The 24,600-nt window shown below is 63.1% G+C and carries 24 protein-coding genes and 1 other RNA gene; 16 read left to right on the forward strand and 9 right to left on the reverse strand.

What is annotated here, in order from left to right; all coding sequences use genetic code 11:
- The first annotated feature begins 68 nt into the window (after positions 1 to 68).
- From rph to hemW, 4 genes are read left to right on the forward strand one after another with little or no spacing between them, the layout of a single operon-like run.
- Positions 69 to 800, forward strand: coding sequence for a ribonuclease PH (rph, locus tag OQE56_RS12160; RefSeq protein ID WP_267224619.1), 732 nt, complete (start codon positions 69 to 71; stop codon positions 798 to 800).
- Between the two features lie 8 nt (positions 801 to 808).
- The gene (locus tag OQE56_RS12165) at positions 809 to 1,321 is read left to right on the forward strand and encodes a GNAT family N-acetyltransferase (protein WP_267224620.1); all 513 of its coding nucleotides are present in this window, start codon (positions 809 to 811) and stop codon (positions 1,319 to 1,321) included.
- 3 nt (positions 1,322 to 1,324) lie between these two features.
- The gene (gene rdgB, locus OQE56_RS12170; RefSeq protein WP_267224621.1) at positions 1,325 to 1,924 is read left to right on the forward strand and encodes an RdgB/HAM1 family non-canonical purine NTP pyrophosphatase; all 600 of its coding nucleotides are present in this window, start codon (positions 1,325 to 1,327) and stop codon (positions 1,922 to 1,924) included.
- A 10-nt stretch (positions 1,925 to 1,934) separates the two neighbouring features.
- A complete protein-coding gene (gene hemW / locus OQE56_RS12175) occupies positions 1,935 to 3,101 on the forward strand; it encodes a radical SAM family heme chaperone HemW (protein WP_267224622.1) in 1,167 nt (388 codons plus the stop codon).
- Positions 3,102 to 3,129: 28 nt separating this feature from the next.
- On the opposite strand, the gene OQE56_RS12180 is transcribed toward hemW, so the two are convergent.
- The 7 genes from OQE56_RS12180 to OQE56_RS12210 form a co-directional block, all read right to left on the reverse strand.
- Positions 3,130 to 3,780 (reverse strand): hypothetical protein, encoded by a 651-nt coding sequence (locus OQE56_RS12180; RefSeq protein ID WP_267224624.1) that lies wholly within the window; start codon positions 3,778 to 3,780, stop codon positions 3,130 to 3,132.
- A 10-nt stretch (positions 3,781 to 3,790) separates the two neighbouring features.
- Positions 3,791 to 4,297: a nitrous oxide reductase accessory protein NosL gene (locus tag OQE56_RS12185; RefSeq protein WP_267224625.1), complete on the reverse strand. Its 507-nt coding sequence runs from the start codon at positions 4,295 to 4,297 to the stop codon at positions 3,791 to 3,793.
- Positions 4,294 to 5,130 carry an ABC transporter permease gene (locus OQE56_RS12190; protein ID WP_267224626.1) on the reverse strand — a complete coding sequence of 279 codons (837 nt, stop codon included), beginning with the start codon at positions 5,128 to 5,130 and terminating at the stop codon, positions 4,294 to 4,296. The genes OQE56_RS12185 and OQE56_RS12190 overlap by 4 nt, the downstream gene beginning before the upstream one ends.
- Entirely contained in the window at positions 5,127 to 6,065 is a 939-nt protein-coding gene (locus OQE56_RS12195; protein WP_267224627.1) for an ABC transporter ATP-binding protein, read from the reverse strand. The genes OQE56_RS12190 and OQE56_RS12195 overlap by 4 nt, the downstream gene beginning before the upstream one ends.
- Complete coding sequence (locus OQE56_RS12200; protein WP_267224628.1) at positions 6,046 to 7,302, reverse strand: nitrous oxide reductase family maturation protein NosD; 1,257 nt, start codon at positions 7,300 to 7,302, stop codon at positions 6,046 to 6,048. The genes OQE56_RS12195 and OQE56_RS12200 overlap by 20 nt, the downstream gene beginning before the upstream one ends.
- The gene (locus OQE56_RS12205) at positions 7,299 to 9,416 is read right to left on the reverse strand and encodes a NosR/NirI family protein (protein ID WP_267224629.1); all 2,118 of its coding nucleotides are present in this window, start codon (positions 9,414 to 9,416) and stop codon (positions 7,299 to 7,301) included. Before OQE56_RS12205 ends, OQE56_RS12200 begins: the two co-directional genes overlap by 4 nt.
- Positions 9,417 to 9,505: 89 nt before the next feature.
- Positions 9,506 to 9,925: a c-type cytochrome gene (locus OQE56_RS12210; protein WP_267224630.1), complete on the reverse strand. Its 420-nt coding sequence runs from the start codon at positions 9,923 to 9,925 to the stop codon at positions 9,506 to 9,508.
- A 244-nt stretch (positions 9,926 to 10,169) separates the two neighbouring features.
- Here OQE56_RS12210 and nosZ point away from each other — a divergent pair, with 244 nt between their 5' ends.
- The 9 genes from nosZ to cydX all read left to right on the forward strand — a co-directional run bounded on the left by nosZ (position 10,170) and on the right by cydX (position 20,819).
- Positions 10,170 to 12,122, forward strand: coding sequence for a TAT-dependent nitrous-oxide reductase (gene nosZ / locus OQE56_RS12215; RefSeq protein ID WP_267224631.1), 1,953 nt, complete (start codon positions 10,170 to 10,172; stop codon positions 12,120 to 12,122).
- A 68-nt stretch (positions 12,123 to 12,190) separates the two neighbouring features.
- Entirely contained in the window at positions 12,191 to 13,288 is a 1,098-nt protein-coding gene (locus OQE56_RS12220; RefSeq protein ID WP_267224632.1) for an FAD:protein FMN transferase, read from the forward strand.
- 96 nt (positions 13,289 to 13,384) lie between these two features.
- A complete protein-coding gene (locus tag OQE56_RS12225; protein WP_267224633.1) occupies positions 13,385 to 15,658 on the forward strand; it encodes a DUF1631 family protein in 2,274 nt (757 codons plus the stop codon).
- Entirely contained in the window at positions 15,655 to 16,014 is a 360-nt protein-coding gene (locus OQE56_RS12230) for a PilZ domain-containing protein (protein ID WP_267224634.1), read from the forward strand. The genes OQE56_RS12225 and OQE56_RS12230 overlap by 4 nt, the downstream gene beginning before the upstream one ends.
- A 138-nt stretch (positions 16,015 to 16,152) precedes the next feature.
- Positions 16,153 to 17,475, forward strand: coding sequence for a Xaa-Pro dipeptidase (pepQ, locus tag OQE56_RS12235; protein WP_267224636.1), 1,323 nt, complete (start codon positions 16,153 to 16,155; stop codon positions 17,473 to 17,475).
- A 240-nt stretch (positions 17,476 to 17,715) separates the two neighbouring features.
- Positions 17,716 to 17,952 carry a cytochrome oxidase putative small subunit CydP gene (gene cydP / locus OQE56_RS12240; RefSeq protein WP_267224637.1) on the forward strand — a complete coding sequence of 79 codons (237 nt, stop codon included), beginning with the start codon at positions 17,716 to 17,718 and terminating at the stop codon, positions 17,950 to 17,952.
- Between the two features lie 2 nt (positions 17,953 to 17,954).
- Positions 17,955 to 19,535 carry a cytochrome ubiquinol oxidase subunit I gene (locus OQE56_RS12245; protein ID WP_267224638.1) on the forward strand — a complete coding sequence of 527 codons (1,581 nt, stop codon included), beginning with the start codon at positions 17,955 to 17,957 and terminating at the stop codon, positions 19,533 to 19,535.
- A gap of 12 nt (positions 19,536 to 19,547) precedes the next feature.
- Entirely contained in the window at positions 19,548 to 20,678 is a 1,131-nt protein-coding gene (cydB, locus tag OQE56_RS12250) for a cytochrome d ubiquinol oxidase subunit II (RefSeq protein WP_267224639.1), read from the forward strand.
- A gap of 15 nt (positions 20,679 to 20,693) precedes the next feature.
- The gene (gene cydX, locus OQE56_RS12255; protein WP_267224640.1) at positions 20,694 to 20,819 is read left to right on the forward strand and encodes a cytochrome bd-I oxidase subunit CydX; all 126 of its coding nucleotides are present in this window, start codon (positions 20,694 to 20,696) and stop codon (positions 20,817 to 20,819) included.
- A gap of 1,055 nt (positions 20,820 to 21,874) precedes the next feature.
- Here the strand turns inward: cydX and OQE56_RS12260 are convergent.
- Together OQE56_RS12260 and OQE56_RS12265 are read right to left on the reverse strand one after the other, a co-directional pair.
- The gene (locus OQE56_RS12260) at positions 21,875 to 23,185 is read right to left on the reverse strand and encodes an aminopeptidase P N-terminal domain-containing protein (RefSeq protein WP_267224641.1); all 1,311 of its coding nucleotides are present in this window, start codon (positions 23,183 to 23,185) and stop codon (positions 21,875 to 21,877) included.
- Positions 23,182 to 23,745, reverse strand: coding sequence for a UPF0149 family protein (locus OQE56_RS12265; protein ID WP_267224642.1), 564 nt, complete (start codon positions 23,743 to 23,745; stop codon positions 23,182 to 23,184). Before OQE56_RS12265 ends, OQE56_RS12260 begins: the two co-directional genes overlap by 4 nt.
- Positions 23,746 to 23,847: 102 nt before the next feature.
- Here OQE56_RS12265 and OQE56_RS12270 point away from each other — a divergent pair, with 102 nt between their 5' ends.
- The 3 genes from OQE56_RS12270 (at position 23,848) to ssrS (ending at position 24,596) form a co-directional block, all read left to right on the forward strand.
- Positions 23,848 to 24,087 carry a TIGR02449 family protein gene (locus OQE56_RS12270; RefSeq protein ID WP_267224643.1) on the forward strand — a complete coding sequence of 80 codons (240 nt, stop codon included), beginning with the start codon at positions 23,848 to 23,850 and terminating at the stop codon, positions 24,085 to 24,087.
- Positions 24,080 to 24,403, forward strand: coding sequence for a cell division protein ZapA (locus tag OQE56_RS12275; RefSeq protein ID WP_267224644.1), 324 nt, complete (start codon positions 24,080 to 24,082; stop codon positions 24,401 to 24,403). The genes OQE56_RS12270 and OQE56_RS12275 overlap by 8 nt, the downstream gene beginning before the upstream one ends.
- A 6-nt stretch (positions 24,404 to 24,409) precedes the next feature.
- Positions 24,410 to 24,596, forward strand: a non-coding RNA gene (gene ssrS, locus OQE56_RS12280) — 6S RNA.
- Positions 24,597 to 24,600: the final 4 nt, after the last annotated feature.

Below are 24,600 nucleotides of genomic sequence, written 5' to 3' on the forward strand. Positions count from 1 at the left end.
CTGCGAATCGCTGGAAAGGGCGCAATGGTAAACTCTCCGGCCCTGCCTTGCCCAATGGCCCGCGACTTATGAGCTCTCCTAGCCGCCCCAGTGGCCGCGCCAGCGACCAGCTGCGCACTGTCACCATCGAACGTCATTACACCCGCCATGCCGAGGGTTCGGTGCTGATCAGCTTCGGCGACACCCGCGTGCTTTGCACCGCCAGCATTGAGGACCGCGTGCCACCGTGGCTGCGCGGCAAGGGTGAAGGCTGGGTCACGGCCGAGTACGGCATGTTGCCCCGCGCCACCAACACCCGCATGCAGCGCGAAGCGGCGCGTGGTGGCCAGGGCGGCCGCACCATGGAAATCCAGCGCCTGATTGGCCGCAGCCTGCGCGCCTGTGTGGATCGCCAAGCCCTGGGTGAACGCGTCATCACACTCGACTGCGACGTGCTGCAGGCCGACGGCGGCACCCGCACCGCCGCCATCACCGGCGCCTACGTGGCCCTGGTCGATGCCGTGAATCTGCTGATGAAGCGCGAGAACCTTCGCCGCAACCCCATCGTGGGAGCGGTCGCGGCGGTATCGGTAGGCATCTACCAAGGCACCCCGGTTCTGGATCTCGACTACGCCGAAGACTCCAACTGCGACACCGATATGAACGTGGTGATGAACGACGGTGGCGGCTTTATCGAAGTACAGGGCACCGCCGAGGGCCATGCGTTCCGCCGCGACGAGATGGACGCCTTGCTTGGATTGGCCGAAAAAGGCATCGGCGAACTGGTTGCCGCTCAGCGCGCAGCGCTCGAGCAGGCCTGATCTTGCCGATGATTCACACGCGCCGGGCGCGTCCGGGTGAACTGCAAGCATTGCTCGCCGTTCACCGCGCGGCATTCGGGCGGAACGACGAAGCGGAACTGGTGCGCCGGCTGCACCTGGCTGGCGACAACAGCTCTGAGCTGCTAGCGGAAACCGGCACCGACGTCGTCGGACACGTGATGTACTCGCCATGCCGCATTGAGCACGGCGACGATGGCCACGTGCTTGGTCTGGCACCGGTAGGCGTACTGCCCGCGTGGCAGGGGCAAGGGATCGGCAGCACGCTGATTCGCCAGTCCCTCGATAACCTGCGCAGCGAAGGCCATGTACGCGCGGTAGTGGTCCTTGGCGACCCCGCCTATTACGCGCGCTTCGGCTTTACGCCCGCCTCCCGCGCCCATCTGCACGACACTTACGGCGGCGGCGATGCCTTCATGGTATTGGCGCTGCAACCCGGCGGACTCGCGGGCTATCACGGCCGCGTCGATTACGCCCCCGCTTTTGATCTTCTTACGGATTGACCGATGACACGTATCGTTCTGGCCAGCAGCAATCCCGGCAAACTGACGGAATTCAACGCCCTGCTGGCCGACAGCGGCCTCAGTTTCGTCGCGCAGTCGGCGTACGATGTCAGTGACGTCGAGGAAACCGGTCTCACCTTCGTGGAGAACGCGCTGCTCAAAGCCCGTCACGCTTCGCGCATCAGTGGCCTGCCCGCCCTGGCCGACGACTCCGGCCTGTGTGTCGAGCATCTGCGCGGTGCGCCGGGCCTGTATTCGGCACGCTACAGCGGCCGTCATGGCGACAACGCGGCCAACAACGCTCGTTTGCTGCACGAATTGGAGGGTGTGCCCACCGAGCAGCGTGGCGCGTTCTTCATCTGTGTACTGGTGTTGTTGCAGCATGCCGATGATCCGGCACCGCTGGTCGCCGAGGGCCGCTGGCACGGGAGCGTGCTCACCGAACAGCGCGGCACGCATGGTTTTGGCTACGACCCGCTGTTCCTTCCCGACGGCGAAGCAGTGAGTGCCGCCGAGCTGACGCCCGGCCTGAAGAATCGCATCAGCCATCGCGCACGGGCATTGGCGCAGCTACGCGCCAGCCTGGACGCGCCACATTCCTGAGCATGACCGCATGGCCCTGATCGCACCACCGCTATCGCTCTACGTCCACATGCCGTGGTGTGTGAAGAAGTGCCCGTACTGTGATTTCAATTCGCACGGCCTGCGCGGCGAGCCACCGCCGTATGCGTCGTATGTCGATGCGCTGCTTGCCGACCTCGATGCCGACTTGCGTGATTTCGGCGCTGCCGCAAGCGGCCGTCCGGTGCACAGCATCTTTTTCGGTGGCGGCACGCCCAGCCTGTTCGCGCCAGAACTCATCGATCGCTTCCTCGATGGCGTTCGCTCGCGCCTGCCGATGACCGATCACACCGAGATCACCCTCGAAACCAATCCCGGCACCGTCGAGCATGGCCGTTTCGATGGCTACTTGTCCGCCGGCGTCAACCGTCTTTCGTTCGGCATTCAGAGCTTCGACGACGAGAAGCTTCGGCGACTGGGCCGTATTCACTCCGCCAAAGAGGCAGAGGCCGCGGTGAAGTCCGCACAAGACGCCGGATACGCCAATATCAATCTCGACCTGATGTACGCCCTGCCCGAGCAGACGCAGCAAGGCGCTGAGGCGGATGTCGAGCGCGCTGTGGCGCTACAGCCGACGCATATCTCGCACTACCAGCTCACGCTGGAGCCGAACACCGCCTTCGCCGCCAACCCGCCCCCGCTGCCCGATGACGACCACGCATGGGCCATGCAGGAAGCCTGCGAGCAGCAATTGGCCGCGGCAGGCTACGGCCAATACGAGATATCCGCTTATGCGCAGGCTGATCGCCGTTGCGCGCACAACCTCAACTACTGGCGCTTCGGCGATTACCTGGGCATCGGTGCCGGCGCACACGGCAAGCTCAGCGATAGCGACTCCGGCGAGATCCGGCGCCGCTGGAAAACCCGCCATCCCAAAGCGTACCTGGCTGCCCCGGGGGGTAGCGAACGCATCGGTGGCGACGGTTCGGTCGCCACGGCCGAGTTGCCCTTCGAGTACATGCTCAACGCGCTGCGCCTGATCGACGGCGTGCCCGCAGCCGACTTCGCCGCCCGCACGGGCCTGCCTATCGACCGCATCGCCCCCGCACTGACGGCTGCCCGCCAGCGCGGCTGGCTTACCGACGACCCCGCACAGCTGCGCACCACCCCGCTCGGGCAGCGCTTTCTCAACGACGTCATTTCCAGCTTTCTCGAATGATCGAAAGCATGGGACACCGCCTGCCGCTTTAAATCAGGCCGAGTGTCGGCGACTGCGCCAACGCTTTGAGAAATTCGAGGACAACCGCTAAGGCATCCGCTTCCGGCGGTAACGTCACCGGATTGGCGGCCAAGGAGCCGTCGGGCCGATGCACGTGGCCCACGGTGTCGATGCCGGGATGCTCGACCGGTGCCGTATCAAGCCGCCACCGCTCGCCCGCCCATTGCCACTCCAGCGACCATGCCTGAGGCGTCACGATGCGCACCAAGGCGTTGACGCCCGACACGCTATGGAACGCGATGCCGTCATGGTGCAGCTGCATACCTCCCGCAAAACCTGGCGGCAGAGACGGCTTCAACCGATGCGCCAATGCCGCCATGCCGGATCGCGGCGGCGGCAGCAGCTCTTTTCCGCCATTGGCGATCAGACAGCGCCATTGCAAAGTTTCCCGCAAGGCCTCTTCGCGTTGGCCGATCAGCTGCACCGCGAGCCAGGCGTCGTAACCGGGATGCTCGGGCAACGACCCGTCGCGCACGGCAGCCAGCATGTCATCGGCACTCTCGCTGCCGGTCTCTGCGAGCAGTCGCTTGCGCCGCTCGCGCAGGTCGAACATGCGCCTCGATACGTCCGCAATGGCGGATGCGGTTTCAGGTTCCACGCGTTCAAAGAAAGCGTTCATAGGTTCTCCATCACATGCCCATGTCACCGCCGGCGGCACCATCCAGGCGCACCATCTCCGGCGTGATCTGTGCGTAGGTCAATACTTCCCCGCCGAACTGATGGGCGAATGCTTCGGCATCGGCGCGTTCGGCAAAACTGGCGAGTGTTGGACCCATGCTTCCATTGCGGCGTGCGCCACGCACATAGATCGCCTTAGTTGCGTCGATCCAGTTGCCTTGCGGGTGTTCCCAGTCCGCATGCCCCATGTCTTGCGTATACGCGCCCGCCATCGGGCGAACCAGCTCCGGGTGAAGCAGCATCGAAAGCAATTCCAGCGTGTCGCAGAAGTACGCGGTCTTGCCTTCCGCGTAACGAACCTGACCCTTCGGGCCGGGGTAATCCGCAAGCGTCATGCCATCGAGCTCGCAATGCGTGTCGGCACGTGGCTCAACCGGCTCCATGGTGGCCGCCTGCTGTGCGCACGCGGCCAGTAACACCACGAGGAAGACGGGAACGAAACGTCGAATCGAACTCATCGAAATCTCCAAAGTGCCATGCCCAACGGCACGACGATCCAGGCGGCCAGCACGGTGTAAAGCGTGGCCGGCGCATTCCAGCCTTGCGCCATCAAGGTGCCCAACCCAAACGAGCTGCGCAGCGCGTCGGCGCCAAACACGTTGATGACGCGAAATACATCCGCGGGGTTGAGCAACAAGGCATACGGTGCCCAGGCAGATGCATGGCTGCCTGCCGAAGCCACCAGCACGCCCAGCAATGACAGGTCGAACACCAGCACGAAGCCGAACCACAGTGCGATCGCCGCACCGGTGGCGCGCGTGCGATCGCGCGCTACAGTCGACACCAGCACCGCCAGGCTGAGAAAGGCGAGGCCAAGCATCAGCGCACTGCCCACGAATCGCAGGTAGATCACCAGCGATGCCACGTCCATGGCACGGGCCAACGGCACCAGCGCGGCGCCGAAGCCTGCCAGGGTCGCGACGGACAAGGCCGCTGCCAGCCCAAGGTACTTACCGATCAGCAACTCCGCCCGCGTCACTGGCAGCGACAGCAACAGATCAAGCACGCCACGTTCACGCTCGCCCACGACGGCGTCGAAACCCAGCAGCAATGCAATCAGAGGCACCAGATAGATGGCGAGGCTGGTCAGACTGGCCACCGTGGCAGCCGCACTGCGCAACCCCACCACACCTGACTGGGCACCACCAAAGTACGCGATCAACAACGCAAAGGTGGCAAATACCACCGCCACTGCCAGCACCCAGCGGTTGCGTAGCCTGTCTCGCCACTCTTTGGCGGCAATCGCCATCACCAGGCGCCATTGCCAACACGACATCGCCGGCCGGCTCATGCGGCACGCTCCGACGCTACCGCGACACGCTGATGGCGCAGGAACACATCTTCTAGCGTCGGCTCGGCGAGCGTGTAGGCCGCCAGTGCATCGGACATGCCCGCCAATGCATGGAGCAGCGCCATGCGGTCCGGCATGGCAACGGTCACCTCGACCACGCCATCAGGCCGTTGCATGGGAACAAAGCCGGCGGACAGCACGACGTTTCTCACCCATTCGTGCGCACCGTCTTTCGGCGTCACGATCCATCGCGCCGGCAAGCCCGCCACATCGGTCAGTTCGGCTACTGTGCCCTGGGCGACCAGACGGCCACTAGCCATGATGGCAAGCCGATCCACCCGCGTCTGGATCTCAGCCAGCAAATGCGAACAGAGGATGATGGTGGCCCCCTCCTGTCTCAGTTGCTGCAGTACGTCGTAGAACGTGTGGATGGCCTCGGGATCCAGGCCATTGGTCGGCTCATCCAGCAGCAGCAGGCGCGGCTCCCCCATCAAAGCCTGCGCAAAACCCAGGCGCTGGCGCATACCCTTGGAGTATTCGCGCACGGCACGGTGCATGGACTGTTCCAATCCCACGCGCTTGAGCAACGTCTTGCATTGCGCCGGGTCGGCGGATTTCAGCCGCGCAAAAAAGCGCAGCGTCTCCAGGCCCGAAAGGTTGTCGTAGAGCGCCACGTGCTCCGGCAGATAACCGATGGCACGGCGTACCTCGCGAAAGCGCCGGCCGCGCACCGGTTCGCCAAAGAGAACAATGTCCCCTTCATCCGCTGCAATGATGCCGAGCATCATCTTGAACAGCGTGCTCTTGCCGGCGCCGTTGTGACCTGCCAGACCGACGACCTCGCCCTCCCCGCAGGAAAAGCTGACGCCACGCACGACGGGCGTGCCCGCATAGCGCTTCACCACGTCTTTGATTTCAACGACCGCTGCGCTCAAGCCACTTACTCCAGTCGGCATGATGGGGGCGCATCGCCGGATGCGCGTCGAAAATGGTGGCCACGCGCAACACCGGAAACTGCCGCGCGGCCAACCCCAGCGCCTGCATCGCAGGGCTGCTGTCGAGCAGCTTGACGAAGGGGTAGCGCGACACCAGCCGGTCGGTAAGCTCGTTGGCCTCGAATGGCACGTCACCGTAACCATCCGCATCAGCGTCCCAGCCCAGGTAGTTGCTCCAGTAATTGCCTTCGCGCTTGCCCCACTGCACATCACGCGTAGCTACGTAGCTCACCTGTTCGGTGTTGCCGATAAAGTCGTTGCCGTCCACCTCGTTGTTGTACGAACCGGCCCACAGGTGCACGCCGACCGCGTTGCCGACCACCAGGTTGTTGCGCAGGGCGACGTACTCGGCGTCGTAGACGAACAGACCCACGCCATTGCCCGCCGAAACGTTGCCGGTGAAGGTGGAGTCCTGGATGGTTCGTAACATGATGCCGTGACTGGCATTCCCCCACGCTACGTTGTTGCGCACTTCGATGTCGCGCACTTCCATCAGCGCCAGGCCACCGAGATTGTGAAAACTCTCATTGCCCTCCCACAGGTTGTGGTAGGAGTTCATGTAATGCGTGCCGTAGCGCACGTCATGGATGCGGTTTTCGATAAAGCGCGCGTGGTGCGATACGTCGACGTAGATGCCATCCCGGGCAAAGCTGATGTGATTTCGGGCGATCGTTGCACCGTCCGTGTTGTACAGCTGGATGGCGTTGCCACGCTGCGATGAAAGCTTTTCGCGCATGCCGGTGATCAGGTTGTCTTCCACCCTCACCTGATTGCTTTTCTCGATCCACAAGCCGAAAAGTACGTGGGCGAAATCGCAGTGGCGCACGACCGCACGATCCGATCCCGGCTGAATATAGATGCCGGCGTTCTGGGCACCGAGATCGTCACCACTGTCCCGAACAATCACCCCTTCGATGCGCACATCAGGGGACGCGACACGAATCACATCCCCTTGCCCGTCGCCGCTGATGGTGGGACGACCGATACCCACAAGCGCCAGCGGCTTATCGATGCGTAGGCTCCCCACATACGTTCCCCGCTGAAGCTCGATGGTGTCGCCTGCCGATGCCTGCGCGATGGCCACATCGATCCGGTCACCGGGATGCACCTGGAGCGTGGCCGCCCCCGCAGAGAAAGCGGCCATGCCAAGCAGAAGTACCGCTGCCAGGCGTCTCATTCGATCAACTTGATCGGGATGAAGTGACCATCGCGGCCGATGGGCGTCAGCGGCAGACCCGCTTTGGTACGCCGCTTGCGTTCCGCGCTGAGCGGCGGGCAGGCATGATCGTCGTGATAGAGCACCATGCAATCGAGGCACTGCATGCATTCGGTCGGATCAATCCGGCCCTTCGCATCAATGGCCTGGGAACCGCAGCCCACCGCGCACGCCTTACAGGTGGTGCAATCCGCCTTGCGCCGCAAGCCGAACAGGCGGAACCGCGAAGGCAACGCCAGAGCGGCACCCAGCGGACACAGGTACTTGCAAAAGGGCCGCTCGATGAACATCGAAGCCGTCACCAGTACCGACCAGAACAGGACAAACGGCCAGCTGCGGTGCCACACATGCACCATGAAGGTGGTCTTGAACGGCTCCACCTCCGCCATGCGCTCGGCCAGCGCCATCGAGTGGAACGAGGCCGCCACCAATACCAGCAGTACGACGTATTTCATCCAGCGCAGGCGGTGATGCCAGCGCGATGGCAAAGCAAACTGCCACCGCCCCAGGCCGAGCCGACGTGCACTGCGGAACAGCAACTCGCTCATGGAGCCGTAAGGGCAGAGCCAGCCGCAAAACACCCCGCGCCCCCACAGCGCGATGGTGATCGCGATGAAGATCCAGAACAGGAAGATCAGCGGGTCACTGAGGAACAAATCCCAACGCCACCCTTCAAACGGCGCATGGATCAGCGTAAGCACCTGCACCACGGACGGCTGGGCCAGTTGCATGACACCGATGAAGCCAAAGGCAATCACCCAGACCGCCATGTGCGGCCACAGGATCCAGCGCTTGTCGTTGCGCCGCGAGCGTGCAGCCCAGCGCCTGTGCAAGGCGTAGAACACGGCGACAAACAGCAACAATGCAACGAAGACGGCGATTGTGAAGACCTTGGCCTTCCATAACTTCACCCACGCGGGAACCGGCTTTTCGACGGTAGGCCGGCCGCCTTCCAGATAACGCGCAGGCAGCCAGTACTCGGCATTGAAGTTCGCGAATTCCGCGGTGCCATGGTCGCCGGCATGCTTGGAAAGAAAGGCGAGACGCCAGGGATAGGCCGCGGAGAACGATGCGCCACGAAGTATGAAGATGCCCGACTCGTCGTACGCCGGCACGCCGGAAATATCCAGGTGATAGAGGTTGCGGTAGTCGCCGTCGCCGAACTGATAGGTGTCGGCGTCCTGCGTGATCTGGATGCGGTCAAATACGCCGCCACGCACAAAGGCCGAGCCTTTGAACGAGCTGCTGCCGCCATTGACGATGAAGATGGCATGCTCACCCGGCTTCAGGTCAGCCATCAGATGCTGATAGCCCGAAGCGCCCAACACGGCCTTGCCCACCGCCGGCGCGTTGAGATAGCCAAACCAAAGATCGATGAAAGGGCGGTCAGCGCCTGGCTCATCCACTTGCCCGGGCATGACCTTCAAGTGTCCGATGCTTCCTTCTGCCACCAGCCCCGCCCAGTCGGACGGTGCAGTGGCCGCAGTGAATCGGGCCTGCGGGCGTTCTACCGCATGGATCAGCCCGACCTGGCGAGCCACGGCGTAACTACCGCGTCCTACCATCTGGTTCTCGGCGAGCACGGTGACGGTGGCGCCACTGATCGCGTCCATCGGCACATTGGTGCCGTCGGCACGACCCAGTTCGAAATGCGCACCGGCCGGTTTGCCGGTGTACTGGGCGACGTAACTCACCAGCTTCTCTTCGGGAATACCCGCCAGCAAGATCGGCTCGCTGTGGCGAAGGATACGCACGCCGGTGATATGCCCCTGCGCGTCCATGCCTACCAGGGTGATGATCGGCTTGCCCGAGTAACCGACGATGTCCGGCGTGGTATCGGTGGAGAGGAACACGTAGCCGACGACTTCGTCGCGCCCGTTGCGCTGGCGAATGCCCTCGACATACGAAGGCTGGCCCTTTCGCAGCGAGAAACGCTCAGCTTGCGGCAGCACACTGCCGCATGGCGCGTACTGGCACAGATCAGGACTGGCAAACATCGCCGCCGGCAACTCGGCCTCGTAGGCGCCCGCCCAGGCGTGGCTGCTGCCAAACAGCAGCCAACACCCGCTCAACAAAACGAATAGCCATCCAAATCGACGACTACACCCTAAAGCGGCGCCGTGCCCGAGGCGCACTCCTTCCCTGTCCATGACGCGTTTCCGCCTTATTGCGCCTTGCTGACCATGAAGTCGACCGCCGCCTTGATCGCGGCATCGTCGAGGCTCGGGTTACCGCCGTGCGCGGGCATGGCGCCCTTCTGACCCGAGAAGCCGTCCAGCGCATGGGCGTAGAGCACATCCTTGCCTTGCGCGATGCGCGGAGCCCAATCCTCTTTGTTGCCGAGCACCGGGGCGCCGACGGCAGGGCTGCCGTGACACATCACGCAGGTGCCCTGGTACACCTTCTCGCCAGGAGAAGGCTCGGCAGCAACAGGCTCGGCGGCGGGTGCTGCGGCAGGCGCCTCGGCGGCGACCGATGGCGACGATGCTGCGTCGCCAGCAGATGCGGCCTTGTCGCCACCACACGCAGCAAGAAGCACGGCTGCCGCAACGATCAGCGGAGCGCCAAAGTGACTGACTTTCATCGATTGATTTCCCTGAGTACGGATGCGCGTCGTGCACGTGCAAGCACAAGCTGCATTGGACGACACAAAGATGAGACCAGCGGAGGACGGTTTTCACCTTGACGTGAGTCAGCCCTGTGACAATCGATCCGGCACGCGCATTGTGGAACTTCGATCATGCGTGACTTGAATCAATTGCTTGTCGTCATGCGAATCCTAGAGTCCGCGTCGTCTAAACCCGACGCGACCAAAGAGGGATGCGCAGATGAGCGGTAACGAAACAAAAGACGGCTATTCGGTAGCTGATCCAAGTCGAAGGAAGTTCCTTGGCACCACAGCGATGGCGGGCTTGGCGGGCACAGGCGCAGTGCTCGGTCTTACCGCCTGCGGATCCTCGCAACAGCAGGCCGGCAACAACGCTGCCGCATCTGCGTCATCGGCGTCAGCCGCGCTGCCTGCCGGACACCCCGAATACGATGTGCCGCCCGGCAAGCTGGATGCCTACTACATCATTTCTTCCGGCGGCCACTCCGGTGAAGTGCGCATTCTTGGTTGCCCGTCCGGCCGAACGATCAAGCGCATCCCCGTCTTCAACATCGACCCGATGGTGGGATGGGGCATTACCAATGAGTCGCGCGCCATCATCGGCACGCGTCCGGATGGCCAGCTCAAATACTGGACGGGCGACACCCACCATGTGCACGGCTCGTACAACGACGGCACATACGACGGCAAACATTTCTGGGTTAACGACAAGTTGAACGCCCGCGTGGCGCGTATTCGCGGCGACACGTTTGAAGTGGACAAGATCGTCGAGCTGCCCAATGTGCAGGGACACCACGGCCTCTTCCCCGACAAGCGTGACCCGGTGGACGCGTCGATCAACCACACCACGCGCGTATTCGCCGGTGCGGAATTCCATATTCCCCTGCCGAACGATGGGCGCGATGAAGACGCTCCGGAGAAGTACGGCTGCCTGTTCAGCTGCATTGACGCGGAAAGCATGGAAGTGCGCTGGCAGTGCCGTATCGACGGCAACATGGATCTGGTGGCCACCAGCTACGACGGCAAGCTCGCCGCATCCAACCAGTACAACACCGAGAACGGCATTCACTACGAGGACATGATGTCCGCGGAGCAGGACGCCTGCGTGTTCTTCAACATTGCCCGCATCGAACAAGCCGTGGCGGCAGGCAAATTCACCACCATCGGTGATTCGAAGGTGCCTGTGGTGGATGGCCGCAAGGCAGCCAATGCCGACCCGAAGACCGCACTCACCTGCTACGTACCGGTGCCGAAGAACCCGCATGGTGTGAACGCGAGCCCCGATGCCAAGTACTTCGTGTGCTCGGGCAAGCTTTCGCCCACCTGCTCGGTGATCGAACTGGCGCTGGTGCACAAGTGGTTCGATGGCGAACTGGCCAAACCCCGTGATGCCGTCGTGGCCGAGCCCAATGTGGGCCTGGGGCCCTTGCATACCGCTTTTGACGGGCGCGGCAACGCCTATACGACGCTGTTCCTGGACAGCAAGATCGCCAAGTGGAGCGTCGATGGCGCTATCGCGCAGTTCAAGGGCGACACCAAGGCCAAGGTGATCATCGACACAATCGATGTTCATTACCAGCCTGGCCATGGCTACACGACCATGGGCGAGACCAAGGAGCCCGATGGCAAGTTCTTCAACTCGGGTAACAAGTTCTCCAAGGACCGCTTCCTGCCCGTGGGGCCGCTGCACGTGGAGACGGAACAGCTCATCGACATCACCGGCGAAAAGATGAAGCTGATCCACGATCACTCGGCTGCCCCGGAACCGCATGACGCCATCATCGTGCGTGCCGACATCATCAAGACGCGCCAGATCTACGATCTCAACGAGTTCCCCAATGCCGTCAAGAGCAAGGAGGAGAGCACGATCGAGCGCAACGGCAACAAGGTGCACATCCGCCTGATGTCGCAGGCGCCGGCCTATTCGATGCGCGAGTTCACGGTGAAGAAGGGCGATATCGTCACCATCACCCTGACCAACCACGACAAGGTCGAAGACCTTACGCACGGCTTCGGCATTCCGAAGTACAACATCAACTTCATCGTCAATCCGCAAGAAACCAAGTCGGTCACCTTCGTTGCCGACAAGCCCGGCATTTTCTGGTGCTACTGCACGCACTTCTGCCATGCATTGCATCTGGAAATGCGTTCCCGCCTGATCGTTCAACCGTAAGTGCCGTGGAGGGCCGTGAAGCGCCGCAAGGAGTGTGGCGCTTCACGGCACCATCGCAAACCATCCCCATGCATCGCCTACTCATTGCCCTGCTATTGGCCGGCGTCATCGCGGCAGCCGTGTTATCGCTTCGCCCCCAGCAACCGGTGGAGGGGGAGTATCTGGTGTTCGGTACACGCGCCCGCATCCAGCTGCGGGACGCCGATCAGGACCAGGCGCAGGCGGCGCTGGAAGATATCGGAAAGCTTTTTGCCCACGACCATCAGAGTTGGCACCCCTGGAACCCCAGCGACCTCACCCGCCTCAACGACGCACTTGCCCAGGGACACGCGGCACGCGTGCCACCGGATGTCGCCGACATGATCCGGCGTGCCCAGGAGGGGTACGAACTGAGCGACGGATGGTTCAACGCTGCCGCAGGAAAGCTGATCGGCGCCTGGGGCTTTCACACCAGTAAATACCCGGTAGAAACACCTGCACCCACCGACACCCAGATCCACGCCATGGTCGCGGCCTTGCCCACCATGCGCGATGTGCACGTCGCCGGCGACGGCACTGTCTCAGCAAGCAATACAGCCGTGTCGCTCGACCTCAACGGCCTGGCCGAAGGTTATGCCGCCGGACAGGTCCGTCAGTTGCTGGACAAGCATGGCATTGACCATGCCCTGATCTATATCGGCGGCTTCGTTCTGGCGGTTGGCGACAACGATGGCAAGCCGTGGCGCGTGGGCCTCAACAGCCCTTCCGGCGTGATGGCCGGCGTCACGCTGCATGACGGTGAGGCACTGTCCTCTTCCGGCGATTACGTCCGGCACCGGGCCACGCCGGGGGAAGGCGGACACATCATCGATACACGGCAAGGCCATCCCCAGCACGTAAGCTCGGCGGCCAGCGTCATCCTCAACGACCCGACCGTCGCGGACATGGCCAGCACCGCGCTAATGGTGGCGGGGCCGGCCGGGTTCCAGCGCGCCACCGAGCGCATGCATCTGGGCTGCGCGATGCTGCTGGGCCACGACGGCATCCTCCGGGTCACCTCGGGCATGCGACTGCGGCTAAGGGCAAACGGCGCCTCTATGCCCATGGAGGTACTACCCGGCCCCGCACTGGACTGCCAGCCAGCCGGCGTCCGGCCGCCCCAGGTCGTGATATCCCCTGAGCTGTGATCCAGCCTGCATAGATCTTCCTTCTAGCCGATGGCAGTCCTGTCCCGGCCCGTTTAGAGTTCCCCCCTGTCCGGGGGGAATTCACAAAGGGCTGTCATGGATGTCGAACAGCAGGGTCGACGTCAGCCGTTTGCATCTGATCGGGGGGCGCGCCCCGACCATGCAGGCTGGTCGCCGCGCGCACGTCGACTGATCGAAGAAACGCACGCGCTCAGCGCCAGCTGGCTGGAAACACCCCTGCGCCTGTGCCTGGGGGACGCCGAACAGCGGCTCTACGCCCAGGCGGAGCGATCGCGCAATCACATCGAGCAACAGCTATGCCTGTTCTCGCGCTACGTGCTGCAACAACAGCGCGACGACCTTGAGCGGCGCTTCGACGATGGCGTGAGCCAGTATTTCAGCCGGCTGGGTACCGTGATCCCGGCGGAAACCGAGCACGATGCCCTGCGCCGTCCGCTGGAATTACTCGACCAGACCGAACACGAGCAGACCGCGGCGCTCGACAAACTGGTGGCGCGTGGCGAGGCCCGATATGCCATGGCCCTGTTCGAACTGGGCTATCGCTTTGCGGTACTCGTAGGCGAACCGCCGCTCGAGGGTGAAAGCCTGCCACTCGGACCGCAGGCACTGGCCATCGCCTTCCGTGACGCCGTCGCTCCCATGGATCTGCCAGTGGAGCATCGGCTGCTGTTGCTGCAAAGTTTCGACACGTCCGTGGTGCTTAGCCTGGCGACGCTGTACGACACCGTCAACGAGCATCTGCGTGGCGATGGCATCCTGCCCCAGCTTCGCGCCTTCCCCATCGTGCCGCGCAGCCAGGTGGAGCGTCAGCCGCGCACGGCAAACACCGAGGCCACCAGCAACGTCGGGCAACACCCAGCCGCCACCTCGCCTGCCAGTGCACCGCGTAGCGACAACATCGCGGTACTCGACAACCTGCGCGAAATGCTCGCGCAGCACCGCGCCGGCCAGGGCGCACTGAACTACCACTCGGGCGGTCGCGCCGCGACATCGGAAGAACTGCAACTTGCGCTGGATGCTTTGCAGCTGCATGTGAGCGATGTGGCCACCCAGGCGCAGCGCGAACTGCGCAGCGCTCAGGCCTTGCGCGATGAACTGCTCACCCAGCTCAATACCGGCAAACCGGCGGGCTCCGCGCAAACGCACCTGAGTGATGAGCAGGGTGACACGGTTGAGCTGGTGGCCATGCTGTTTGAGCAGCTCGGCCATCAAATGCAGCGCAACAGCAACGCACATTCGCTGCTGGGTGATTTGCAACTGCCCTTGCTACGCATGGCCGTTGCGGACCAGGGCTTCTTCAATCAACAGGAACACCCTGCCCGCAAGCTGCTGAGCATGGTGGCCGAAGCAGCCAACGACTGGCTCGATGGTCCGGAAGGCGACGTCGACCGCTCACTCACCGCCAAACTCAATCAACTGGTAGACCGCGCGCGGCGCGAACCGCCCAGCACGGGGCTTTACACCAGCCTGCTGGCAGACATCGAACATCATCTTGGGCTGCTCAATCGCAAGGCGCAGATTGCCGAACGCCGGCAGGTCGAAGCCATGCAAGGGCGTGAGCGGCTGGAGCAGGCACGCCATCGTGCCACCGAGCTGATGACCCAACGGTTCGCCACCTGCAATCCGCGCGGCCTGCTCCGCACGCTGCTGGAACGCGCGTGGTCCGATGTGCTTGCGCTCACCCTGCTGCGCCACGGCGAAGACAGCGAGGCGTTTACCTCGCGGCTGCGCGTCACCGATCAGCTACTGGGACAGGAGCCCGTCTCCGATCGCCATCTGTTGCAAGCCGAAGTGGAATCGGGGTTGCAGCAAATCGGCATGCATACGGAAGAAGCCGTGCAAGTGGCTCAGCGCCTGCTCGGCATTCAGGCCCAGACGCCGGCGGCGACCGATGCCGCTACCACCACCGAACTGGCGCTCAAGCTCAAACAGCGTCAGCGGCTGGGCGAGCATGGCTCCACCGAGCCCGCGCCTGCGGCGCCACCGCCGGCACCGCCACCGCTGGCACCGGAATCCCCCGAGCAACGCATCTACCATCGCCTGCGGCAATTGCCGTTCGGCACCTGGTTCGAGTTCATCGACCCGGCCAACGGCCGCGTTACACAACGCAAGCTGGCGTGGTACTCGCCGGTCAACGACCACAGTCTGTTCGTCACCCGGCGAGGGTTGCGCGGCGACGAGGTCACACTCGCACAGCTGGCGCACGAAATAGCCTGTGGCCGCGTGCGCGAAATGCCGCCGGTGAGGGAGGGTCTGTTCGACCGCGCCTGGCAGGCACTGACGAATCAGCTTCGCCAGCTGACACGCGTCCACCCAGCCCATTCGCGCAACGGAGCATCCTCGTCGTGAGTGAGAACGTCGCCTCCATCGATCAACGCCGGGCCCTGCGCAAGCGCGCCAATTTCACCGCGGTGGTTACCGACGTGATCAGTGGCCAGACGATTGGCCATCTGGGCAACCTGTCCGCTACCGGCATGTTGCTGATCAGCACGCATCCGCCGCGCAGCGAAGCGATCTATCAGGTCAGCCTGGCACTTCCGGGTCTGGGCAGTCATCCGCAGAGCATCGAAGTGGGCATACAGGAGCAATGGCACGAGGCCGCTGCAAGTCCAGGACAGGTGTGGTCGGGCTATCGCATCGTGGCTATGGATGAAGCGGATGCCGCACTGCTGGATGCATGGCTGGAGCAGCCCGACCGGGGATAGCCCATCCCTGGCTCCCGGGAGAGCGCAAGCCCGGAACCGATCCGCTCGTCAAAACTGGCGATACCTGCCCCTCCGCGCGATGATGGGACCTTCCCCACCTGCCCGGCGCCCATGCCAGGCGCACCGCCCGGAGTTGTCATGCACGACCTTCTCGCCCCGCTTTATGCCCAGCACCTGACCACGCTGCGCGCACGCGCCGACAAGGCGCTTGCGCTGGGCGGGTTCGATCACCTGGTGATCGCGGCGAGCATGCCGCTGCGCAAGTATCTCGACGACCAGGATTACCCCTTTGTCGCCAACCCCCATTTCCGCCACTGGCTGCCACTGACGGACACGCCAGGCAGCTGGATTGTCTATACGCCCGGGCACAAGCCCAAGCTGATCTTCCTGCAGCCCAAGGACTACTGGCACGTCGTACCGGAAGCGCCGCACGGCTACTGGGTGGACCATTTTGATATCGAGATCGTGCGCAACGCGACCGATGCCGTGGCCCTGTTGCCGGGTGCCGATACGCGCCGCGCCATCATCGGCCCCGAATGCCCGGCCGTGCCCGGCGCCGAAGCCAACAACCCGCAGGTCGTGCTCGACTACCTGCACTGGCATCGCTCCTACAAGACACCGTATGAGCTCGCATTGGTGCGAGAAGCCAGCCGCATCGGCGCACGCGCGCATACGGCCGCCGAACAGGCCTTCCGTGCTGGCGAAAGCGAATTCGACATTCACATGGCCTACCTCGCCGCTGCCCGGCAGATCGACGCGGAGCTGCCCTATGCGAGCATAGTCGCCCTGAATGAACATGGTGCCGTGCTGCATTACACGCACTTCGACCGTAAGGCACCGTTGCAGAACCGTTCGTTTCTGATCGACGCGGGCGCCAGCGCATCGGGCTATGCCAGCGACATCACGCGCACCTACGCGGCTTATGGCCATAGCGAATTTCAAGCACTGATCGACAGCGTCGACGCTGCACAACAGGCGTTTGCCGCTAAGGTGCGCGCTGGTCAGAGTTATCCCGAACTCCACATTCACGCGCATCATGTGCTGGCGAACGTGCTGCGCGAGCATGGCGTCATACGCATGAGCGCAGAAAGCGCCGTCGCTTCCGGCGTCACATCCACGTTCTTTCCGCATGGCCTTGGCCATCCGATCGGTCTGCAAGTGCATGACGTCGCCGGCTTCCAGGCCAGCGAAAGCGGCGGCACCATCGCCCGTCCGCAGGGCCACCCTTATCTGCGCATGACGCGCGTGCTCGAGCCGGGCATGGTGGTAACGATTGAGCCCGGTCTGTACTTCATCGACATGTTGCTGGACGAGCTGCGCGCGAAGCCGGAGGCCAGGGACATCGACTGGGCCAAAGTAGACAGTTTCCGGCCGTATGGCGGCATTCGCATCGAAGATGATGTGGTATGCACCGATGGTGCGCCGGAAAACCTCACGCGCGATGCTTTCGCGCGGATCTAATTGCATAGAGGCCAACATGCAGCCACTGGCATCACGCCGGCTCACGCCGGCGTGATGCCATGGCGAAGCGTTTCGCGTCGCCGCCGCCACACCATCGCTTGATGGACGCGTACACGAAAGAGCTGCCAAAAGGCCATCGATTTTCTACCCCTGCGGCCATCCACCGCTGCGGCAACCCTACGCACGACACCTTCACACGGGATGCGTATGCTCGCCCTTGTTATGGTACGGGCACATCGCATGGCCAATCCGTCAGCCGACTCGACATCGCCCGATGCCGTACCCCTCGACTCGCCACGTCCGGAGCTACGTAAGCTCGCGCTTAAACTGATTCTGTTGGTGCTCGCCAAGATCACGCTGCTCACGCTGATCTGGTGGGTGGCCATCGCCCCCTATTCACGCCCCGATACGCGTCCTGCCGCCATAGAGCATCTGCTCGCGCCGGCGCCATCCTCTTCCTCTTCGCAAGTGAAATGACCATGAGCATCGCCCCCGATGTCGTCACGCTGTCGCGCCTGCAATTTGCACTCACGGCGCTCTATCACTTCCTGTTCGTGCCACTCACGCTGGGCCTGGTGTGGATGCTCGCCATCATGGAGGCCGTCTATGTGATGACCGGGCGCGAAGTCTGGAAACGCATGGTGCAGTTCTGGGGTGTGTTGTTTGGCATCAACTTCGCCATGGGTGTTGCCACCGGCGTCACCATGGAATTCCAGTTCGGCATGAACTGGGCCTACTACGCCCACTATGTGGGCGATGTCTTCGGTACGCCGCTGGCCATTGAGGGCCTGATGGCGTTCTTCCTTGAAGGCACGCTGGTCGGGTTGTTCTTTATGGGCTGGAACCGTCTGTCGCGCGTGGCACACTCGCTTGTCACCTGGTTTCTCGCGCTGGCCACCAGTCTTTCCGCGCTGTGGATCCTGATCGCCAACGGCTGGATGCAGAACCCTGTCGGCTCGGCGTTCAACCCCGAGACGATGCGCATGGAAGTCACGTCGTTTTCCGAGGTGTTCTTCAACCCTGTTGCACAAGCGAAGTTCGTGCACACCGTCAGCGCGGGCTATGTGATGGGCTCCGTGTTCGTCCTTTCGATCAGCGCGTGGTACCTGCTGCGCGGACGCAATGTGGATTTCGCCAAGCGCTCGATGACCGTGGCCGCCAGCTTTGGCCTGGCCGCAGCGCTTTCGGTGGTGGTGCTTGGTGATGAATCGGGCTACGCCGTCTCCGAGAACCAGAAGATGAAGATGGCCGCCATCGAGGCCATGTGGGAAACCGAACCAGCACCGGCGTCATTCACCCTGTTCGGTTTGCCTGATGTCGAAAACAAGACCACCCATTACGCGATACGCATTCCCTGGGTGATGGGTCTGATCGGCACACGATCGATCGACAAGCCGATTCCGGGCATCACGAATCTGGTCGAGGAAACCAAAGGTCGCATCGACAACGGCATCCGCGCCTATGACGCGATGCTGGTATTGCGCGAAGACCGAAACAATGCACAAGCCAAAGCCATTCTCGCGGCCCACGACAAGGACCTGGGTTATGCCTTGCTGCTGAAGCGCTTCATCGACGACCCGCGCCACGCTACGCCAGCCGATATCCAGAAGGCGGCCGACAGCACCATCCCCAACGTACCGGTGTTGTTCTGGTCATTCCGCATCATGGTGGCTTGTGGCTTCTACTTCATCGCGTTGTTTGCCTACTCGTTCTGGCAGGCCAGCAAGCGTCAGCTGGATAAGCACCGCTGGTACCTGAAGCTCGCCCTGTGGAGCCTGCCGCTGCCCTGGCTTGCGGCAGAACTTGGCTGGATCGTGGCCGAATACGGCCGCCAGCCTTGGGCGATCGAAGGGGTGTTGCCGACCGCGTTGGGCGTATCCAGCGTGACTGCCGGCCAGGTGTGGACGTCGCTGGGTGGTTTCGTGCTGTTCTACAGCGCTCTGGCCATCATCGACGCGGTGTTGATGCTGAAGTTCGCCCGCAAGGGCCCCGACGGGCTGGGCCTGTGGCCACCTGCCTCGCCCGCACCCGCAGCTACCACTGTTCCGGTGCAGGCCTGAGGAGAGAGCGTCATGTTCGACTATGAAACGCTTCGCGTGATCTGGTGGGCTCTGCTCGGCACCCTGCTGATCGGCTTCGCAGTGATGGACGGCTTCGACTTCGGCGTCGCCGCCCTGTTGCGCGTGCTGGGCCGCACCGACGATGAGCGACTCGTGTTGCTGGAGACCATCGAGCCTACCTGGGAAGGCAACCAGGTGTGGTTCATCCTGGGTGGCGGCGCCGCCTTTGCCGCATGGCCTGCGCTCTACGCTGTGTCGTTTTCCGGCATGTACCTGGCGATTTTCCTGGTGCTGCTCGCGTTTATCGTGCGGCCGGTAGGCTTCAACTTCCGCAGCAAGATCCACGATGCACGTTGGCGCAACCTATGGGACGCGGTGCTGACCGTTTCGGGCATCGTGGTGATGCTGATTTCCGGTGTGGCCTTCGGCAACCTGTTCCTTGGCGTGCCGTTCCGCTTCGATGGCAACCTGCGCATGACATGGCACGGCGGCTTCTTCGATCTGCTGCATCCCTTCGCGCTGGTCGCGGGCCTGGTATCGCTGACCATGCTGCTCGCTCACGGCACGTGCTGGGTCGCCTATAAGGCCGACCAGACGATTGCCGACCGCGCGGTACGCGTGGGGCGCTGGGCCACCCTCGCCTATGTGGTGTTCTACGTACTTGCCGGCATCTGGCTTGCGTATGGCGTGGCCGGATACGCCATCGTGGGACCCGTCGTCACCAACGGCGTGTCCAATCCCCTTTACAAGGAAGTGGCGCATGGCAGCAGCTGGTTCGCCAGCTACATGCAATACCCATGGTTCTGGCTGGCACCGGTGCTTGGCGTACTGGGCGCCATCGGTGTGCAGCTGAGTATCGGCAAGAAGGGCCTCGCGTGCTTCATCTGGAGCAGTGCGATGGTGGCCGGAACGATTCTTTCCGCAGGCTTCGCGCTGTTTCCGTTCCTGCTGCCGTCGAGCATTGACCCGCGCTCCAGCCTGACCGTGTGGGACGCCTCATCCAGCAAGGGCACGCTGGGAGTGATGCTTGGCGCGACGGCCGTGTTCCTGCCGATCATCATCATTTATACGAGCTGGGTGTTTCGTGTGCTGCGCGGCCGGGTGACGCTGGAGCACGTGCGCCAGTCCGGTCACATGTATTGAGAGAGGAACGACATCATGTGGTATTTCTCCTGGATTCTCGGCCTTGGGCTGGCTTGTGCGTTCGGCATCCTCAACGCGATGTGGTACGAGGTGCAGGCCACGGATGAGGCGCATCAGCGGAAGGAGCCGCGGGGGCCGTAGGGGCATTGAGATACTGCTTGGCCTCTATGCGAATAGGCGCGATGTGCCCTGCTTTCAGCTCCCTCTCCCCTCCGGGGAGAGGGTTGGGGTGAGGGGCGGGTGCTCGCGGTAACGTTTCTATCTGGCGGTTTTGTGTTTTGCCCTTTTGTGGCTACTCCGCACTCTGGCTCGCCTGCGGCGGGCTTCCGACGATCTGCCGATCGCCGGGTCACTTTTCTTTGCTTGCTCAAAGAAAAGTAACCAAAAGAAAGAGCACCCCGCTTGGCGCTTGCCGGGCTGGTAGCCCGGCAAGTCCGTGAGGGTCGGCCGGGCTTTTCGACAGGGCATCCTGCCCTGACGAAAAGGGATCGGCATCCATGCCGATCCCCCTGCGGGCCTGATCGTCCAACCCTCACCGCCGCACAGGGGCCCCTCAGATCAAAAGCAGACGGCTCGTGCAGCTTCGCTGCACATCGCACTTGGCGAAGCCGTGTCCATGTTCCACGTGCAGGTAGGCCTCGATGCCCTTTGCTTTGGCTTTGGCTTTGGCCTCCGCTCTGCCCTTTGCTTCTGGCGCGCGTCGCGCGCCGCTCTGGCTCCGGCTCTGGCTTTCGCTCTTGACCTCCGGGCCCCTATGGCGCGGCGGGCGGGTGGAGGAATAGCCCGCAGGGTGGCCGGCATGGATGCCGGCCAGTTTTTCGTCAGGGCAGGAAGCCCTGTCGAAAAACCCCGTAACCCGCACGCGCACCCGAAGGGCGCGCCATCGGGGTGGCCTTTCTCTTGGTTACTTCTCTTTGGCCACGCAAAGAGAAGTGACCCGGCCTCCGGCAGGAGGTCGGAAGCCCGCCGCAGGCGAGCCAGGTCGCGGAGACCTCACACCAGAGCAAAGTCACTGGATGACCAGCCTTCGGCTGTTGTGAAGCGCTTCCAGCTTTCGCTGGGATGACGGTGAGGGGGATCAACGTCACCGCGAGCACCCACCCCTCACCCCAACCCTCTCCCCAGAGGGGAGAGGGAGCTAAAAGCGTGACCGCTTCGCACCAACGCAACCCGCATCAAAACAACGAGTAAAAAAACTAGCGCCCCGAGAGCAACGCCTCAATCTCGCCCGCTTCCTTCGGCACACCATCCGTCAACACCTCATTGCCCTCGCGCGTCACCGCCACATCGTCCTCGATGCGAATACCAATGCCGCGCCACCGCTCAGGCACCGTGAAATCTCCCGGCGGCACATAGATGCCAGGCTCCACCGTCACCACCATGCCCGGTTCGAGCACACGCGGCTCGCCATCGACGCGGTAATCGCCCACATCATGTACGTCGAGGCCCAGCCAATGCCCGGTCTTCGCCGGGAAGAAGCGCTTATAGCTTCCTTCGGCGATGGCATCGTCGGCACTCCCCTTGAGCAGACCCAGCGCGCACAGACCCTCGGCAATCACCCGGACGGCCGCTTCATGTGCAGCATTAAAAGCCCGGCCGGGAAGTACCTCATCGATCGCTGCCAGCTGCGCGGCGTAAACCACTTCGTACAATGCGCGCTGTTCGCGACTGTAGCGGCCATTGATGGGGAAGGTGCGCGTAATGTCAGAGGCGTAGCAGTCCACTTCCGCGCCGGCATCGACCAGCAGCAGATCGCCGTCGCGCAATACCGCGCGATTGGCGGTGTAGTGCATCACGCAAGCGTTGGTACCACCGGCGACGATGGGCGGAAAGGCCGGTACGGCGCCACGGCTGCGCATGACGCGCAGCACTTCAGCTTCCACTTCGTACTCGTGACGGCCTGCGATGGCCGCGCGCATCGCCGCGACATGAGCATCGGCGGCGATCGATGACGACGCCTGCATCAGTTTGAGTTCGCCGCGCGACTTGTAGAGGCGCAAATCGTGCAGCAGGTGCCCCAGCGCAACGAATTCCTTGGGCACCACACCACCACCACGCAGCTGGCGCAAACGGCGCATCCAGCCGAGCAGGCGTGCGTCGAACTCGGGTTCGCGGCCAAAGTGGCAGTACACCCGCGCCCTGCCCTCAATCATGCCCGGCAGAATGTCGTCGATGTCGTCGATGGGAAACGCATCATCCATGCCGTGCTCGCTCACGGCGCGCTCGGCGCCGATCGACTCGCCATGCCAACGCTCATGTTCCTCATCGCGTTCGCGACAGAACAGTACAGCCTCGCCATGCTTGCGCCCCGGCAGCAAGGCAAGCACAGAGTCCGGTTCGGGAAAGCCGCAGAGATAGTGCAGATCCGAGTCCTGGCGGTAAGGCCAGTTGGCGTCGGCGTTACGCACGCGCTCAGGCGAGGCGGCGATCAGCAGTACCGCGTCCTCGCCCGCCATGCGCATCAGCTGACGGCGGCGGCGGGCGTATTCCTCGGGCGAAATGCTCAATGCACGGTGTCGCTGTTGGAAGCGTTGCGGTTGGAGCACTCGGCAAACAGCAGCATGGCGCCCATGCGTACGAATTCATGCACTTCGATGAGCGAGTCTTCGTCCTCCGCCTCGTCGCCGAATTCAAATGCAGACGCGGCGATGGTGCCAAGGTCCTTGAGGATCTCGCGTGCCTCGTCGGACAGCTTGCTGTGGCTTTCGGCGCCGCCGAGGCCAAAGCCACCGAGAAAACCGCGGCACCAGTCGACCAGGGCGTCCGCACGCTCGGCCAGTGGACGGTCGTCGGCCGGCATCAGCGGTTCGAAGCCCAGCTCGGGATCGGCCAGTTCGGATTCGGTCTGCTTCACCAGGCGGTCCAGCAATGCCTTGTCACCGGCGGACGGCGTGGCCGCTTCGGCATCCATGTGCAGCGCCTCCACTACGGATTGCTTGCCGATACGGCCGCCCCCCGCGAGGAAACCGCACAGGGAGCCATGCAGTCCGCTGGCGTCCTCTGCCAGCTGCAATCGGGCGGCCGCGGCATCCAGTTCGTCGTAGCCGATCAGCTCGTTTGCGGTCATGGCCAGGCTCCTTTCAAGACAATGGCTCAGTTTAATGCACTGGTTCCCGAAACGCCCCCGAGCCTGCTGCTTTGGGCAAGCCTCCTGCTATAGTTCCGGCCCATGAGCCCGCCCGAAACCGTGAAGCCAGACCCCGTCAGGCAAGAGCTTGCCGCCCTCGGCGAGCAGGTCGATCGTCTGCTCGACATGGTGCGCCGCCTCACAGAAGAGAACCGCAGCCTTCGCCATAGCCAGGAGCAACTGGCCACTGAGCGTGCCGGCTTGATGGCGCGTAATGAGCAGGCACGCAGCCGCGTTGAGGCGATGATCCAGCGACTGAAGGCGCTTGAGAACAATGGCTGAGAACAGCGTAAGCAGCACCGCCAACGAACCGGTCGCCCTGCGCCTGGTCGACCGCGAATTCCTGATTGCCTGCGCGCCGGAAGAGCGCGAAGGCTTGCTGGAATCGGCCGCCTATCTCGACCGCAAGATGCGCGAACTTCGTGCCAACGCCAAGGCGCCCGGTTTCGACCGCCTGGCGGTGCTGGCCGCCATCAGCGTGACCCATGAGTTTCTCGCTTTGCGCAAGACGCACACTGGCAGTGACCAGGGCGTGACTGAAGGATTGGCTTCTTTGCGACGCAAGCTTGAAGCCGCCCTCGACGCCCACATAAAATAGCCACGGCGTTTTCTGCGGTGTGCGCCAGCACACTCTTACATTTGCCTTGTTCCTAAATACGGCCCCGGGTCGGCTTTTCATCGGCTGTTGTGCATGTCCGCCACGTGCGGAAAGCCTTGAGGCCATGTAGCTCTCCCACCTGATCCATCGTGGATCAAGGTCGTTTGGTGGGCAGCGGCATCGCGGTTAACGCCACC

Origin of the sequence: Dyella silvae (assembly GCF_026421305.1) — a bacterium.
Lineage (GTDB): Bacteria > Pseudomonadota > Gammaproteobacteria > Xanthomonadales > Rhodanobacteraceae > Dyella > Dyella silvae.

Excerpts from the sequence above, each read along its gene's own strand:
- cydB (WP_267224639.1), top strand. The coding sequence starts at position 19,548 with ATGTTCGACTATGAAACGCTTCGCGTGATCTGGTGGGCTCTGCTCGGC.
- OQE56_RS12190 (WP_267224626.1), bottom strand. The coding sequence starts at position 5,130 with ATGAGCCGGCCGGCGATGTCGTGTTGGCAATGGCGCCTGGTGATGGCG.
- OQE56_RS12245 (WP_267224638.1), top strand. The coding sequence starts at position 17,955 with ATGAGCATCGCCCCCGATGTCGTCACGCTGTCGCGCCTGCAATTTGCA.
- cydX (WP_267224640.1), top strand. The coding sequence starts at position 20,694 with ATGTGGTATTTCTCCTGGATTCTCGGCCTTGGGCTGGCTTGTGCGTTC.
- OQE56_RS12265 (WP_267224642.1), bottom strand. The coding sequence starts at position 23,745 with ATGACCGCAAACGAGCTGATCGGCTACGACGAACTGGATGCCGCGGCC.
- OQE56_RS12210 (WP_267224630.1), bottom strand. The coding sequence starts at position 9,925 with ATGAAAGTCAGTCACTTTGGCGCTCCGCTGATCGTTGCGGCAGCCGTG.
- OQE56_RS12220 (WP_267224632.1), top strand. The coding sequence starts at position 12,191 with ATGCATCGCCTACTCATTGCCCTGCTATTGGCCGGCGTCATCGCGGCA.
- OQE56_RS12185 (WP_267224625.1), bottom strand. The coding sequence starts at position 4,297 with ATGAGTTCGATTCGACGTTTCGTTCCCGTCTTCCTCGTGGTGTTACTG.
- pepQ (WP_267224636.1), top strand. The coding sequence starts at position 16,153 with ATGCACGACCTTCTCGCCCCGCTTTATGCCCAGCACCTGACCACGCTG.
- rdgB (WP_267224621.1), top strand. The coding sequence starts at position 1,325 with ATGACACGTATCGTTCTGGCCAGCAGCAATCCCGGCAAACTGACGGAA.
- OQE56_RS12275 (WP_267224644.1), top strand. The coding sequence starts at position 24,080 with ATGGCTGAGAACAGCGTAAGCAGCACCGCCAACGAACCGGTCGCCCTG.
- cydP (WP_267224637.1), top strand. The coding sequence starts at position 17,716 with ATGGCCAATCCGTCAGCCGACTCGACATCGCCCGATGCCGTACCCCTC.
- nosZ (WP_267224631.1), top strand. The coding sequence starts at position 10,170 with ATGAGCGGTAACGAAACAAAAGACGGCTATTCGGTAGCTGATCCAAGT.
- OQE56_RS12270 (WP_267224643.1), top strand. The coding sequence starts at position 23,848 with ATGAGCCCGCCCGAAACCGTGAAGCCAGACCCCGTCAGGCAAGAGCTT.
- OQE56_RS12180 (WP_267224624.1), bottom strand. The coding sequence starts at position 3,780 with ATGAACGCTTTCTTTGAACGCGTGGAACCTGAAACCGCATCCGCCATT.
- rph (WP_267224619.1), top strand. The coding sequence starts at position 69 with ATGAGCTCTCCTAGCCGCCCCAGTGGCCGCGCCAGCGACCAGCTGCGC.
- OQE56_RS12225 (WP_267224633.1), top strand. The coding sequence starts at position 13,385 with ATGGATGTCGAACAGCAGGGTCGACGTCAGCCGTTTGCATCTGATCGG.
- OQE56_RS12165 (WP_267224620.1), top strand. The coding sequence starts at position 809 with ATGATTCACACGCGCCGGGCGCGTCCGGGTGAACTGCAAGCATTGCTC.
- OQE56_RS12200 (WP_267224628.1), bottom strand. The coding sequence starts at position 7,302 with ATGAGACGCCTGGCAGCGGTACTTCTGCTTGGCATGGCCGCTTTCTCT.
- hemW (WP_267224622.1), top strand. The coding sequence starts at position 1,935 with ATGGCCCTGATCGCACCACCGCTATCGCTCTACGTCCACATGCCGTGG.